The 13,579-nt window shown below is 47.3% G+C and carries 13 protein-coding genes; 5 read left to right on the forward strand and 8 right to left on the reverse strand.

Going from position 1 to position 13,579, the window contains the following annotated elements; all coding sequences use genetic code 11:
• Positions 1–69 precede the first annotated feature (69 nt).
• Together BTA51_RS03610 and BTA51_RS03615 are read left to right on the forward strand one after the other, a co-directional pair.
• On the forward strand, positions 70–339 hold the full coding sequence (locus tag BTA51_RS03610; protein WP_094706064.1) for a hypothetical protein: 270 nt from the start codon (positions 70–72) through the stop codon (positions 337–339).
• 41 nt (positions 340–380) lie between these two features.
• Positions 381–2,273: a hypothetical protein gene (locus BTA51_RS03615; RefSeq protein ID WP_094706065.1), complete on the forward strand. Its 1,893-nt coding sequence runs from the start codon at positions 381–383 to the stop codon at positions 2,271–2,273.
• A 53-nt stretch (positions 2,274–2,326) separates the two neighbouring features.
• On the opposite strand, the gene BTA51_RS03620 is transcribed toward BTA51_RS03615, so the two are convergent.
• The 3 genes from BTA51_RS03620 to BTA51_RS03630 all read right to left on the reverse strand — a co-directional run bounded on the left by BTA51_RS03620 (position 2,327) and on the right by BTA51_RS03630 (position 5,516).
• Positions 2,327–3,274, reverse strand: a complete 948-nt coding sequence (locus tag BTA51_RS03620; protein WP_246840908.1) for a patatin-like phospholipase family protein — start codon at positions 3,272–3,274, stop codon at positions 2,327–2,329.
• A gap of 12 nt (positions 3,275–3,286) precedes the next feature.
• Positions 3,287–4,360 (reverse strand): NAD-dependent epimerase/dehydratase family protein, encoded by a 1,074-nt coding sequence (locus BTA51_RS03625; RefSeq protein WP_246840909.1) that lies wholly within the window; start codon positions 4,358–4,360, stop codon positions 3,287–3,289.
• Between the two features lie 163 nt (positions 4,361–4,523).
• Complete coding sequence (locus BTA51_RS03630; RefSeq protein WP_094706067.1) at positions 4,524–5,516, reverse strand: AraC family transcriptional regulator; 993 nt, start codon at positions 5,514–5,516, stop codon at positions 4,524–4,526.
• Positions 5,517–5,814: 298 nt separating this feature from the next.
• Here BTA51_RS03630 and BTA51_RS03635 point away from each other — a divergent pair, with 298 nt between their 5' ends.
• Both BTA51_RS03635 and BTA51_RS03640 read left to right on the forward strand, forming a co-directional pair.
• On the forward strand, positions 5,815–6,663 hold the full coding sequence (locus BTA51_RS03635) for a DNA ligase (RefSeq protein ID WP_246840910.1): 849 nt from the start codon (positions 5,815–5,817) through the stop codon (positions 6,661–6,663).
• A 234-nt stretch (positions 6,664–6,897) separates the two neighbouring features.
• Positions 6,898–8,247, forward strand: coding sequence for an IS4 family transposase (locus BTA51_RS03640; protein ID WP_094706068.1), 1,350 nt, complete (start codon positions 6,898–6,900; stop codon positions 8,245–8,247).
• A gap of 54 nt (positions 8,248–8,301) precedes the next feature.
• Here BTA51_RS03640 and BTA51_RS03645 read toward each other — a convergent pair whose 3' ends face one another.
• Entirely contained in the window at positions 8,302–9,693 is a 1,392-nt protein-coding gene (locus BTA51_RS03645) for a hypothetical protein (protein WP_094706069.1), read from the reverse strand.
• A 438-nt stretch (positions 9,694–10,131) separates the two neighbouring features.
• On the opposite strand from BTA51_RS03645, the gene BTA51_RS03650 reads away from it, so the two are divergent.
• On the forward strand, positions 10,132–10,923 hold the full coding sequence (locus BTA51_RS03650; RefSeq protein ID WP_094706703.1) for a zinc-dependent peptidase: 792 nt from the start codon (positions 10,132–10,134) through the stop codon (positions 10,921–10,923).
• 9 nt (positions 10,924–10,932) lie between these two features.
• Here BTA51_RS03650 and BTA51_RS03655 read toward each other — a convergent pair whose 3' ends face one another.
• From BTA51_RS03655 to BTA51_RS03665, 4 genes are all read right to left on the reverse strand, one after another.
• Complete coding sequence (locus BTA51_RS03655; RefSeq protein ID WP_094706070.1) at positions 10,933–11,682, reverse strand: ABC transporter substrate-binding protein; 750 nt, start codon at positions 11,680–11,682, stop codon at positions 10,933–10,935.
• Between the two features lie 309 nt (positions 11,683–11,991).
• Positions 11,992–12,123, reverse strand: coding sequence for a hypothetical protein (locus BTA51_RS30760; protein WP_256385698.1), 132 nt, complete (start codon positions 12,121–12,123; stop codon positions 11,992–11,994).
• A gap of 152 nt (positions 12,124–12,275) precedes the next feature.
• On the reverse strand, positions 12,276–12,557 hold the full coding sequence (locus BTA51_RS03660) for a hypothetical protein (protein ID WP_094706071.1): 282 nt from the start codon (positions 12,555–12,557) through the stop codon (positions 12,276–12,278).
• A 173-nt stretch (positions 12,558–12,730) separates the two neighbouring features.
• The gene (locus BTA51_RS03665; RefSeq protein WP_094706072.1) at positions 12,731–13,441 is read right to left on the reverse strand and encodes an SGNH/GDSL hydrolase family protein; all 711 of its coding nucleotides are present in this window, start codon (positions 13,439–13,441) and stop codon (positions 12,731–12,733) included.
• Positions 13,442–13,579 lie beyond the last annotated feature (138 nt).

Below are 13,579 nucleotides of genomic sequence, written 5' to 3' on the forward strand. Positions count from 1 at the left end.
TAAAGCGGTGTATGTGATTCCCTTAGGGCTTTATAATCACCGCTTACCGGATACCATGAGTTTGATTCAATGGCTGAAGACAGCACAGATACCTGGATTTATTGCCGTGGCGGCAGTGTGGAAAGCTTTCCTGTCAGCTACAGTGATATGGCACTCCACCCATCTTCTATCCGCCGGGTGGAACGTTCAGACAATGGCAAAGCCATTGTGACACTGGATACGACACACTTGGTTTATGATCTCGATGGATTGCCCATCACCTCGGTCAATGACCGCTATCTGCTGGATATCGACTTCAAGGAAGTACTGGCCGGACTAAAAATGTCCGACACTGAATAGCATGATCCTGTATTTTTTAGCACGGTTCCGACTCTCCTAACATGATATTGCATCTCCCTGTATCAGAAGCCACCCTGCAGAAATTTCAGGAATCAGAACCGGCACAGGTCATCGAAACGCTGACCATTCATGAGCTGGCAGCATGCATTGTGATTTCGAAACTTCCTGCGATAACAGCCCCCAATAAGACCAGGGTGGTGGAACAAGCTCTTGCACAACTGATCAGTGAAGCCAATCAGATAGGGCTCAGGGAATTCCGTGCACAGTTGTCCGGAGCAATCACCAGGCGAGATCTTAATGCGGGTAAAGCCTATCTTCGTGACAGCATTCAGCTGATGAGCCAGGAAGAGGTCGCCAAGCGCAACTTCCTTTATAAAAGCGGCGAGTATCGCTGGAATCACCAGGTCCAGGCCTCAGGGCGCAAAGCCAATATTTACCTGGCAGCCCGAACTGACAGAGGAACTTATCTATCCGATGATCAGGACCGGATTCTGAACCAGATCATGTCCGATCCGGATGAATCCGTTGATGTGCAGGGATATGCCGGAACCGGTAAAACCCGCCTTGTCGCCAAACTCACTGAACTGCTCGACAAGGGAAATGTCCTGCTGCTGGCAATGACCTACCCTCAGCTACTCGGCCTTACTTCCAGGATTCCAAATCAATCCAATATCACCGGCAAAACTTTCGGCAATCTGGCAGATGAAATTCTTGAGTCGAACCTGCTCGATCCCACACGAAGAGTCGGAGACCGCAAGCGGAGGAAGTTTAGCCTGAGCTTTCCGGAACTCGCCAGGCAAATGGGTTATCGTTCTCTGGGAAAACTCTCGCCTCAACAGGTTGCCGAGGTGGTCAACAAAACGGTGAATGCCTTCTGCTACACGCAGGACACCCAGATACTTGAGCGCCATATACCGAAGTACGTATTGCCCAAAATCCAGGGAATGCAGACAGTTATAGTGCAAATGGCGGAAGAGCTTTGGGAAACCATAACAGGTGCCAGAGTGGGGCCAGAGTTACCAATCAAGGGGTATCACCGGATCAAACGGCTTGCCCTGCTTCGCGAAAGAATTCCCCGGCGGTACACCCATATCATCATGGATGAAAGCCACGACCTCCCCGCTCCGGTTATTGAAATTCTGGAAAGAAGCCCTCAGGCGGTCATCACTCTGGGCGACCGGTATCAGGCCCGTATGATGACAGGCAACACTCAACGGCGCAGCCCCAACATCAGAAGCCGCACCATGAACCATTCCCTGAGAGCCGGTGACAATGCCAGTGATCTCTATAACGGCATCATCCAACACCATCCGGTTACTCCTCAGGCAAGATTTATCGGCTCTGAAGAGAAATCAACAGAGATTACCTACTACGATAGCTTCAGAGTTCCGGATAAATACTGTGCCATTCTGGCCCCCTCCTGTTGGCATATTCTCAGCGTCATGCAGTTACTGGCGGTCAATCAAAGCGCATTTAATGTCCTTCCCGGAGCATTGGGAGACTTGAAATGGTTGGTTGAGGATGCCATTGCCTTTTATCGATACCGGATAAGACCCAGTCATCGGGATCTGCAAAACTTTGCCTCCTGGGAAGACTATGTACAGAAGCAGACAGACCCGGTGGTCATGAAGGTCCACAAACTTTTTGAAGCCGGCTATGAAGAAAAGCACTTCCAGGAAACGCTCAGCAAAGCAGGTTCAAGCGATCCGGCTAAGAGTTACATGCTGGGCAGAATTGACGACGCCAGAAACCTGGAGTTTGACCGGGTGATGATCATCCGGAGTTCAGACCCTATTCAAAACAATGACCGCCATCACTTGGCGGAGACCATCAACCGCCTCTATACGGGAATATCCCGAGCTAAAAAAGAGCTGATTGTGCCGGGCTACTTGAAGGACTGGTTGACTGATCAAGCCGCGAATAGCAAGCGTTAGCGCAATAATAAGAGAACGGTAAACAGAGAAGGGAGCTGCTGTGCCCCCTCAGTTCACAATTTTGAGGAAGCCTGTAAGCTCTTTATCCGATCAATTTGCTTGATGGCAGCCTGATATCCTGCCTCAATAGCTTCAGCTTTGGATTCAAAACTTCCTTGGTTTTCAGGCTCAAAACTGGGCTGAATGACTACATCAGCCATTGCAAGATCCGGCTCACTCAATTTACAACTTTGCATACGAAAGGTATTTAACAAAAGACGACCGGTATTACTGGTATCTGAACTCTGATTACCGCAATAGATATCTACGGCAATCACAATGTCCGCCCCCATTGCTTTGGTATAGCGAACTGGAACCACTGACAAAACGCCACCATCTACATATGTATGCCCATCAATCGTTACCGGAATAAATGCACCAGGAATACTGGAACTGATCTGAACTGCCTGACCGGGGTTACCGGATTGAATGACTTTACTTTCCCTTTCGGTTAAGTCGGTAACAGAGATGCCAAGTGGAATGGGGAACTCACTAATATCCGTTTGATCAAGATTTCCGTTAATCCAATCAGCCAGAGCTTCACCTTTTACAAAACCATTAGAGGATAAGCGGAGGTCAGCAACATCCCATTCGCTAACTTCGTCCACAATCTGCTCCATTTCACTGTAGCTTTTTCCAGCTGCATAGAAAGTTGCCGCAATTGACCCAGCGGAACTTCCTGTCACAACCTGAGCTCTAATTCCTGCCTCTTCCAGCGCTTTGATCACTCCCAGGTGCATAAAACCTCTGACGCCACCACCGCCAAAAGCAATACCGATAACAGGTCTTTCATTGGATTGTCTGATGCGAAAACTAGAATCAGGTGCCTTCTTGATCTCTTCCACAGGCATGGGTACCAAATCATTATAATGTTGATGTGAAGCGCAACCGGCTACTAAAACAGAGATACTAGCCACTCCAAGCAACAGTTTCGTGGCCACACTTCTTTTAACTAACATCATATTTTCCTTGCTTCAGGACTTCTTACTCACCACCTGACCGCTATCAATCAGTTGTTGAAAGAAGTCATTCATTGATTCTTTCAATGGTCGGTAATGCATTCCGAGCTCTCTCAGGCTCTTACTGTTGTCACCAATCCAGGGTTTATCCACATTGAGGGATACAATCTTTCTGGTCATGGCTTTGTGTACCATAGGGGCCGCCAGCCAAACCAGCCATTTTGGCATAACTTTACGGGGGATGGGGAACCTGTCACCGTATTTATCCAGCAATGCCTGCCCAAGGCCCAATATATTGGTGTTATGCCCGGAAATGATATAGCGGCCTTTAGCTTCCGGAGTAAAAGCCGCCGTGAAATGGGCTTCCGCGAGATCCCGCACATCGACGGCTCCTATACCGAATCTTGGAGCCCCCGCCTTCATGGAACCATCACCAAATTGTTTGATCAGCCTAAAACTCTCGGAAGTTGCAAAAGGGTTAATTCCAGGCCCAATCACCAAGCTGGGATTCACTGTGACCAGATCCCAACGATCTTGGGCTTTATTGATCTTCCAGGCTTCTTTCTCTGCCATGGTTTTCGAATAAGAGTAAGGCTGGTGTTCCAACGAAGAGCTGGTATTCCATACATGCTCCGTGAATACACCATTTAATGTTTTCTCCACATCAGCATTATCGCCATAGATTGCCGCACAACTACTGGTCAATACCACACGCTTCACGGATTCGGTTCGATTAACCTCTTCCAGAACGTTTCGGGTCCCCTTCTGAGCGGGATCGACCAGCTCTTTTTGTGGATCGTTAATGTTGATAATGAAGGGCGATGCAGTGTGAAAGACCACCTGGCAGCCTTGCATGGCTTCTGCGTATGAGCCGGGCTGAAGTAAGTCCGCCTTGAAGAACTTAATCGCACCCGGTGATTTGTCAGCTAGGTCGTTCAGGTATCTGAGCTTTGACACATTATCGGGATCACGCACCGGAGCATGAACCGTCAATCCTTCCTCCAGAAGCTTCTTAACCAGAACGCCAGCCACATAACCGGTTGCGCCTGTTACCATCACCGGAAGATCTTTATTAACCGTCATCGTCATTTGCATCTCTACTTATCACACTGGTCGTCGGACGATTCATGAACCGCCCGACACATTGAAACGTTGGAGATATTTTAATCAGTCCTGCCAATCCGATAACTAGCAGGACAGACACATCATCAATGCAAAAGACGCCAATATTGCATAATGTGCAGTAAGGAAATTAGTGCATGCTCCGATATTGACCCGGAGGCTGTCCGGTCCAGTTACTGTAAGCACGGATAAATGAGTTGGTATCCTGAAACCCCAGAAGAAATGAAATCTCACTCTGGCTCATAGAGGAGTTCGCCAGGTAATGCTGCGCCAATTCTTCACGGGTTTTCTTCAATACTGTCTGGAAAGTTTCCCCTTCATCACTCAACTTCCGCTGCAATGTGCGCTTACTCATTGCGAGGCGACCTGCCACCTTGTCCATTGAACTCATCCCACTGGGTAACATTTCAAGCAGCACACTTTTAACCTGTTGAGTCAGGGTGGCCTCCATATCAAGTTCTGACAACCTGCGCTTCAACTCAGGCTCAAAGCACTCCCACATAACCGGGTTATCAGAAACAAATGGGTAAACGGCATCTTGAGAGGTAAAGGACACCTGGCTGAAGCTCCCCTGACGAATAGGGCAACCGAAAAACTCTTCATAAGGGGCAACATTGTCGGGTGTCCGGGTCAGGATCACCTCTAGGGGCCTGATCTGTTGGCGAGTCGCCATTCGTGCCAGGGTAGTCAGAAACACCGCCTCAGCTGTACCGATACAATGGGGAATTTCGCCCTCAAATTGATAGCACTCCAGACTGGCTGACGTCCTGGATTCGCTGATATCAACTTTCAGCACCATGGGACCGATCAATCGTTTGTATTGACTAAGGCGCTGGAGTGCAATGTTGAGATTGGGGCTGCAAAAACTGGCAAAGATAGGAGGCTCAAAAACTTCCACCGATATGGACTGACCAATCAATAAAGGCAGCTCACGTTCTCCCACTGCCTGATCAACCACTTGCCACATATCAAAATATTCCTCAACGCTCAGCGTCGCTCCTTTTCTGGAGAACAAGTCTGCAGAAAGACCCGCATGTAGCAATATCTCGGACGTATTAACCCCCATGTCCGACAGTAAAATCTTCCATCCGGGATTAACGACAAACTGGCTTGCCTGCTTCATTTACTTGCCCCAACTGTGTCTAGTACTCATATCACTAATGGAATATTAATGGACTCCGCCTATATAGACACTTGCAGAATGTGCCACTTTTTATGCAATGGGTGCCACTATTTATTTATAGGAGCAAGCTATGTAATAGGAGCCAGTTATGCAAATAGAAGCCAGGTCGTTGGCCAGGAATAAATGTTTCCCCGTAAGAGATCTCTGACAAAAGAAAGTGTCATCATCTGATTCAAACCCCACGCTACTCAGTCAATAATGCAGGTTCATGGATGAACTTAGATAACAAGGACGTATTATGATGCCTAAACGCATGGGTATTGCCCTCGCGCTACTCACTCTCCCCTGCCTTCCCTCTGCCGTTTGTGCAGCAGACAAGCCAGACTTGATGCTTGCTGAAAACTTCCAGGCGACCAACAATCTTTCGGATTACTGGATCAGCGAAAAGCTCGACGGTATTCGGGCCTACTGGAATGGCGAAGCATTTATCACCCGCAATGGAAACACCATTCATGCCCCCGACTGGTTTACCCGATCATTGCCAGTCTCCCCTCTCGATGGGGAACTCTGGATGGGCCGTGGAGAGTTCCAACGCCTGTTGAGTACCGTGAGCAAAGACAGTCCCATCGACAGCGAATGGAAGAACGTTAAATACATGATATTTGACCTGCCGTCACACCTCGGTAATTTTGATATTCGCCTACAGGCCATGAAGCATTTACTTGGAAATATACCCAATCGAAATATTGGGCTGGTTAAACAATTTAAAGTGCATAGTCAGGAAGCTCTCAAAGATAAACTGAGCGAGATAATTGCAAAAGGCGGCGAGGGGCTGATGCTTCACAGGGGGAGTTCACTCTATCAGGCCAGACGAAGCAGCGATCTTCAGAAGCTTAAACAGGCGCTTGATGCTGAAGCGAAGGTTGTCGGATACATTCCCGCCAAAGGCAAGTACAAAGGGATGATGGGATCACTTCTGGTTGAAACAGAGGCTGGAATAAGATTCAGGATTGGCAGCGGATTTACTTTAACCGAGCGGTTGCAGCCACCTAAAATTGGCAGTGTGATAACGTTCCGCTATCGGGGCAAAACCAGTAGTAACATTCCGAGATTTGCCACCTATCTTCGGACTAAAGAGCAGATCTGACCATATCGATGCAAAAGAAAAGCTAGCTCGCAGTATGAGCCATACTGCCGATGTTATAAATCTAAAAAAGCGAATATAGATTCCAGAAATGGTATTTAATCCAGCCTAGTTATTTCTATGCAGGTGAGGCAAAAAAAACGCCCCTATTAAGGGCAATGCTGTTCACTTAAGTGTTTGAGTCAGTGCAGGGCTTAATAGAAAATCCGATGATGGAAACATCATCGGATTTTCTTTATGGATTTTCAGCAAGACCTGCTCGACCTCAGTGACCTCTTTAACTTCTCAGACCTCAGCTCATTTACTCAAAACATCCCCGTCGAATGGGTTGAATCTGCACTGCGTTTGAGTGCCTCCGCGACGATTAGAAGGCGCCGACTACCATCAGACCAGGTACTTTGGCTTGTCTTGGGGATGGCAATGTTTCGGGATGAACCCGTGCATGAAATAGCCAGACGTTTGAATATATGCGCGCAAGGCTTAGCCTCTGACAGCCTGCTAGCTCGAAGTGGTGTCAGCAATGCCCGGAAACGGCTAGGTTCGGATCCCGTAGAATGGCTATTTCGACAAACAGGTACACACTGGGGTCATGAGCGTTACCCTAAAGATGAATGGAATGGCTTGAAAGTCATGGCGGTAGATGGGGCGCTATTTCGCACCCAGGATACACCAGAACTTCGAGAGCATTTTGGTTCGGGCAATACATCATCTGAACGGCAAACACCATTTCCCATGTTGAGGCTTGTCGCCCTGATGAACGTGCGCTCTCATATTATGGTTAATGCTCAGATTAGCCCCTATCGTCGAGGCGAAGTTCCACTCGCAGAAAGCTTCTTATCAAGCGTTCCGGACAACTCCGTTACTTTGTTTGATAAAGGTTTTTGGAGTGCCAACCTCATGCTCACACTCAATCAGCAAGACGCTAACCGTCATTGGCTCATACCAGAGCGAAAAGGGCTCGTACATGAAGTCGTTGAAACCTATGGCGATGGCGATGGCGATGGCGATGGCGATGAACTGATTCAAATGAAAGTTTCCCCTCAGGCGAGAAAGAAGAACCCAAAACTCCCGGAAACATGGCAGGTTAGAAGAGTGACTTACAAGACAAAGTCCGGTGTTAAATCGGTTATGACCTCTTTACCTGTTGAGAGATTCAGTGCGGCTCAGGTTGCAGAGCTTTACAAAGAGCGGTGGGAGATAGAGCTCGGATTCAGGGATATCAAAAGCGCGATGCAAAACAATGCCATGACATTGCGAAGTAAGAAAGTCGATTTGGTGTACCAAGAGCTTTGGGGATTGTTGCTGTGCTACAACATCATAAGGCGAGAAGCATCGATGGCGGCGGTAAGCTTTGATCGAGCCCCGTCTGACATTCGCTTCAAACCAGTGTGTGATTATATTGCGGTTCAGTTAATTGTGATGGCGGCTTCCAATCCGATATCTGGAACAGGCCGGCGCTTGTCAGAGTTAAGATCGGGAATTAGTAGTCTGTTTTTGGAGAGGCGTCCGAGGCCTACGACACCTCGGACGGTTAAGATATCAAAGACCCGATATCCAGTAGATCGCAATGCTGCTCCTCTTAAGTGAACAGCATTGCCCTATTAAGGGGCGTCTTAGTTTGACTACAAGCTAGCGACTCTATTATTTCAGCCTGCTGTCATATTCATATTCAGTCTCATAGGTAGATGTCGTCCCTTTGGCTCCCTCATACAAGTGCCTCCAACTGGCGTTCATCACTGGTTGCTCACCTGACATATTCATGGTCATGTCGACCAGGTATCCATTTACAGACATGGCAATCAGGTGAATCTTATTATCCCGGGCACTGATAATTTCACCGATGTTGGTATCCCAGCCCTCTAACTCATTATCCTCATCTGCTGCGTGAGGTGTCCCGCCAGGATATGACGCATAATGGAAACCAGACATTCTTTTGGAGGTCCTATCAATTACAAACACCCCCTTATCACCGAAATCAATCGCCAGTGGCAGGAGGTCATCAAACTTATCGACAACAGACTGATCAAACACCGAGTCAAATGTCACTACACGACGAGCTTCAATCAATATCGCGTCATCTCCGTCATCCAGGACAGGTTCTTCCGGACCCTCTTCTCCCTCGAACTCTTCCGGCTCCTCAGGCGGTGGGGCCATGGCTGCAATAACCGGTGCAAGCTCATCATTATCTTCCGCAATTGATCTACCACTGAGAACACCATTTACGATGCTCGTCTTGATCAGACGGGGAGTTTCCGTGGAACCATCAACTTGTATATCGTTTGACCTGCCGACCGTATCAAATCTATTACGGGAACTGATCCCGGAGCTTGCGTACTTGCCTGCCAATGTCCTGTTAGTACCATACGCACCACCTTCTCTGGACACGAGCAGAGCGATTTTCCTGTTACCCGTGGGGTAGTTAACCATACCTTCATAGAGACCAGCATGACTTAGATATAATCCAATAATAATGTGGTCACGAGCATCCTCATCATTCGCAAGAGGAAATGGGCCGTCCTCAACATTCTGTGTTAGCTGCGTCATGATCGTAGCAGCTGAATCTGCAAAGTCTTCAGCGCTCTGGTCGAAGTTAAGCTCTTCTCCCACGAAGATTAAGGACTCAGGGGCAATAGAGATACCATTCGATGTATCCTGATCAGAGTCCAGGCCGATCAGGAACTTAGCCATATTGAAAACACTATCGGTATCCTCATTTGAGTCTTCCCCAACCAAAGTCGCTGGAGTGATAAATACGGTAGACTCAGTCATCACCGTTTTACCGAGCTCGATACTTCCAACATAGAACGTTACTGTGTCATTTTTCTCACACTGAAGTACGCCCTGGCTGTTAGTAAGCTGTTTCTCACTGGTGCTTGAGCACAAATACTGCAGACCTGACACAGCATTATCAACAAACGTTGCTGACACTGTGTTGTTGGTATCGTTATTTGAGGAGCCTGAATTGTTTCCACCACAGGCTGTTAATAAAGCACTGGCCAGGGCCAGAGTTACTAACGGTCGACGAGTAAGCATTATTTCCCTTCCATTTTATATGAATGCTTCAGGCTGCAGCTCCACTGCAATCCTAAATTTAGCTGACGAAATTTGTCAGGGGCGCATCATAACGAGATAACTTATTCAATTAAAGTGAAAGGGTGTTGTGATTCCAAAAAACAGACCACTAAATAGCCAATATAACAATAGTTTACAATCGCATGGGACTCAGAAATCTTTGCCATATGGTAAATCGGAGAAGACTTGGAGCCGGCCATTCTAGCCGTTGGTACATTGATTCTGGCAATTAGCACACTGGTTCAGGCCGTAGGTACATAGGTTCCGGCAATTGGCACATAGGTTCTGTCAGTTGGTACATTGGTTCTGTCAGTTGGTACATTCGTATAGTATTAGGCAGACTAACCTTACTGCAGCTCCACTATGTCAGTGGAGCCAGAGATCGCTTTATGGGGAAATATGAGCATCTGGAAATGGTTGGAACATCAGCGTATACGATATACGCTCAGTCATCATCCTATCCCTCACGAAACCTGGCATGGGTTGATGCATAAAGCCGACGTTTTTCGCGGTTTAACTGCTGTAGAAAGAGCTCATTTGAGAGAACTCAGCACGCTATTTTTACAACGTAAGAGTTTCAGTGGCGTGCAGGGATTAACGGTTTCAATGGATATGGCTGTGGCTGTAGCGGCGCAAGCCTGTCTGCTAATTTTGAAACTGGGCCTGGATTACTACGATGGCTGGGTTGAGATTGTCATCTACCCTGAAGCCTTTAAAGTCCCCAGGGAAGTAGCCGGCAACGACGGGCTGGTGACACATCAGGAACATATCCTGAGTGGAGAATCCTGGTCACGGGGACCGGTTATTCTCTCCTGGGATACTGCAGTCGAAGATATTTCCGGACACTGTTCAGGCCATAATGTCGTCATCCATGAGTTTGCCCACAAGCTGGATATGCTTAACGGAAGTGCTAACGGCATGCCTCCACTGCATTCCGATATGGTCCGCCAGCAATGGACAACGGCATTCAGCGAAGCGTTCGAGCAATTACAGCAGCAGCTGACTCATCACCAACATCCACATATCAATGCTTATGCGGCCACTTCGCCAGCAGAATTTTTTGCTGTGTGTAGTGAGTACTTCTTTACTTCCCCACGCATACTTCATAGGCAGTTTCCTGCGGTGTATGACCAGCTGAGAATGTTTTACAGACAAGATCCTGGTGAGCGATTGGTAGAAGACCCAACATAGCTCTGAGAATTAATCGTAATAGATTCCATGCCGGGACAATATCTTGGCTTTCGTCCCATCATCTCGAATCATCTGCAATCCTTTGTTAAAGTCGCGAATGATCTGCTCGTGATCCTTCAGTAATTTTGAAACACAGTTGTGAAAATAGTTTCTGGCTAGTGGGGGTAACAGATATTCGAGATTCTTGGCGTCTTTTTTGAATACCGTTTTCAGTAATTCATCCACCCGTTGTCTTTTCTCAACCACCAGGTCAATCCGGTGCGCCAACAGTTTACGAATGTTGGTCTCGGCATTGTAAACGTACTCCATCTGCAGATATGACTTTTCTGCTTCATCAAACTCCTGGCTGACTTTAGAGGCACCGATATGGCCTATCTTATACGGCCTCAGATCATTTAAGTCATGGAAAGTAATCGCTTCGTCTTTACGTTTTAACAGCATGACATCTGCTGAGCCAATCGGTTCCGAATAGTCCAACTTTTCAGCACGCTCGGCGGTATAGTATGCCGCCAGTAAAACATCATATTTTCCCTGGATACTTTTATTCAATGCTCTGGACCAAGGCACAAATTGAAACTCCGTTTCATAGCCTACCCGCTGAAATGCAGCTTCCGTGATCTCAACCAGATAGCTTCCCTTTTTCTCTTCATCGCCAGCTACCACAAGGGGCTTACCAGAGGAGAAAGCGGGGCAACCCAAGACAATGGCAAAAACGATCAACGCTGCTGCAACGAATGATCTCGATTTACCGCGGAACATATATGCCCTCACGATTCGGAATGACTTATAGGTAGGTATCAATCAGCTCAAAAAATTGTCTTATTTTGAGTATAGTCCAAAGTATTTGTCACTAGCGATGGTGGTTTCGGATGAAAAGGGCTCATCCGTCGGCTTTAGGCAACAAACATGTTTATCCGGCTAATGATAGATAAAGGGGGTTGTATAGGAAGCAATTCTAAGAGGAGGCTTTAAAGGTATAAAAAGATATTAAGCTAAGTGATTTGGGTGGACTTGAGTTTAACCGGTAAATTTTCGTTGGCAGAAAGATCTCTGCATATGCCTATATTTTTAGTTGTACTCTGCCCACCGTGCCGCCAACCCACATGCACACCACTCAATTGCCGCCATTTCCATGTCCAGATTCCGGGATTTGGCATAGTTGCGAATGGCTCGAATTTGCTTATGTACTCTCTGTTCCATTGTCTTCACCTTTCGTTATTGCTTAGTTCACTTTTTAACCGCTCTTACCTGTATAGGCGATGAACGAGTGAAAAATACGTCAGGGCATAGCATTTCACTGCACTGATCATCCAGACAAAGATCTAATGCCCTGATTTTTATAAGAGAACGAGCTAAGTCGCTTGAAAACAGCGAGAAATATTGGTGAGCCCGAACCTGATTACTTGAGCAATTTCGAGGCCGGTACTGGGAGAGTTTCGGGGAATTTCAGTGACAACGCCTTCAACGGAATCACCAAAGTAATCGGTCACTATGGCAAATATCCCTTCCCCATTAATAAACAGTTCAACGGTATCGCCAAGCCTTATGGTATTCGGTATTTCTGGATTGTCTGGCGCCAGCTCACACACGTATACAATTCCGCTACCGTCCTGACCTGATACTGCATCAAACATATAAATTCCTCGCCCTATTACTTTTCAAAAACGACCCGCTACGACTCAAACGGGTAGCTGTCTCACGAGGATTAATGTGGCACAGGATTCTGGCTTTATTAGACTGGAAATCTGGCGAATCGTGGCAAAGGATTAAAGTAGGCTGTCCTCTCCGTAATTACTCTCCGTAGCGGTTAAGAAACACTTGCTTCTTCCAATAGCGTTTGGGCTACAACTGAGGCCCATATCTCATATCCATGTTGCCCAGGATGAAACCCGTCGGTTGCCATAAATTGGGGATCAGGATCAGTGAATGATTTGATGACTTCAACGCCGGGTTGATTACCCAGAACAGCTTTCATGCTCCGATCAAGCATTTCTGCCCTCCAGCCAAGATACCAGCGAAGAGGCTGGGGAAGCGCTGGAAACAGATGCATGGGAGGAACACTGGTAAACAGGACTTTCCGCACAGAGAATTTCTGTCGAAGCAGCTCTGAAAGTTGGTCTACCTGTTTTTCCCAGTTACTCATCGAAGTCCGGTCAGTAACATCGTTGACACCGATTGATATCAACCCAACGTCATAATTCTCAGCGGACTCAGATTCTAGCCGCTGTATGAGATCACTCACCGTATAGCCTGTCTGGGCAACAAGTTTCCAAGACACCTTGAAGTGCTCTGAAAGCCGGCTAGAGAGCATTCCGGCTAAAGCCAGATCCTGAGTCTCGACTCCCACGCCCGCTGCGGCAGAATCTCCCGCGATAAGTAACCTGAGCGGTTTTCCTTCTCCCAGATTTCCATATCTTATTCCATCAGGTTCAGGGAGTTTTGGAGTGTCACGTCGTACCCTCCGCCCCTGGAAAATCAGGAGAGGTGCCAGACATAGGGTCACGAGTTGAAAGAACATAGTATCCACAGTATTCCTTCCTGAATGTTCGGAAAGGACGGAATTAGATCACGGAATTTTCGGGTTTGCATCCTACTGCTTGGCAAACAAAGCGTCATTAATGCCACAGATAAAACTTAATTTTGAAATCTATAACAA

The sequence above is a fragment of the Hahella sp. CCB-MM4 genome (assembly GCF_002260525.1).
In the GTDB taxonomy this organism is placed as follows: Bacteria; Pseudomonadota; Gammaproteobacteria; order Pseudomonadales; family Oleiphilaceae; genus Hahella.

Bases quoted from the DNA above. Each gene is read 5' to 3' on its own strand.
- BTA51_RS03610 (WP_094706064.1), top strand. From the start codon at position 70: ATGGCTGAAGACAGCACAGATACCTGGATTTATTGCCGTGGCGGCAGT.
- BTA51_RS03615 (WP_094706065.1), top strand. From the start codon at position 381: ATGATATTGCATCTCCCTGTATCAGAAGCCACCCTGCAGAAATTTCAG.
- BTA51_RS03620 (WP_246840908.1), bottom strand. From the start codon at position 3,274: ATGATGTTAGTTAAAAGAAGTGTGGCCACGAAACTGTTGCTTGGAGTG.
- BTA51_RS03625 (WP_246840909.1), bottom strand. From the start codon at position 4,360: ATGACGATGACGGTTAATAAAGATCTTCCGGTGATGGTAACAGGCGCA.
- BTA51_RS03630 (WP_094706067.1), bottom strand. From the start codon at position 5,516: ATGAAGCAGGCAAGCCAGTTTGTCGTTAATCCCGGATGGAAGATTTTA.
- BTA51_RS03635 (WP_246840910.1), top strand. From the start codon at position 5,815: ATGATGCCTAAACGCATGGGTATTGCCCTCGCGCTACTCACTCTCCCC.
- BTA51_RS03640 (WP_094706068.1), top strand. From the start codon at position 6,898: ATGGATTTTCAGCAAGACCTGCTCGACCTCAGTGACCTCTTTAACTTC.
- BTA51_RS03645 (WP_094706069.1), bottom strand. From the start codon at position 9,693: ATGCTTACTCGTCGACCGTTAGTAACTCTGGCCCTGGCCAGTGCTTTA.
- BTA51_RS03650 (WP_094706703.1), top strand. From the start codon at position 10,132: ATGAGCATCTGGAAATGGTTGGAACATCAGCGTATACGATATACGCTC.
- BTA51_RS03655 (WP_094706070.1), bottom strand. From the start codon at position 11,682: ATGTTCCGCGGTAAATCGAGATCATTCGTTGCAGCAGCGTTGATCGTT.
- BTA51_RS30760 (WP_256385698.1), bottom strand. From the start codon at position 12,123: ATGGAACAGAGAGTACATAAGCAAATTCGAGCCATTCGCAACTATGCC.
- BTA51_RS03660 (WP_094706071.1), bottom strand. From the start codon at position 12,557: ATGTTTGATGCAGTATCAGGTCAGGACGGTAGCGGAATTGTATACGTG.
- BTA51_RS03665 (WP_094706072.1), bottom strand. From the start codon at position 13,441: ATGTTCTTTCAACTCGTGACCCTATGTCTGGCACCTCTCCTGATTTTC.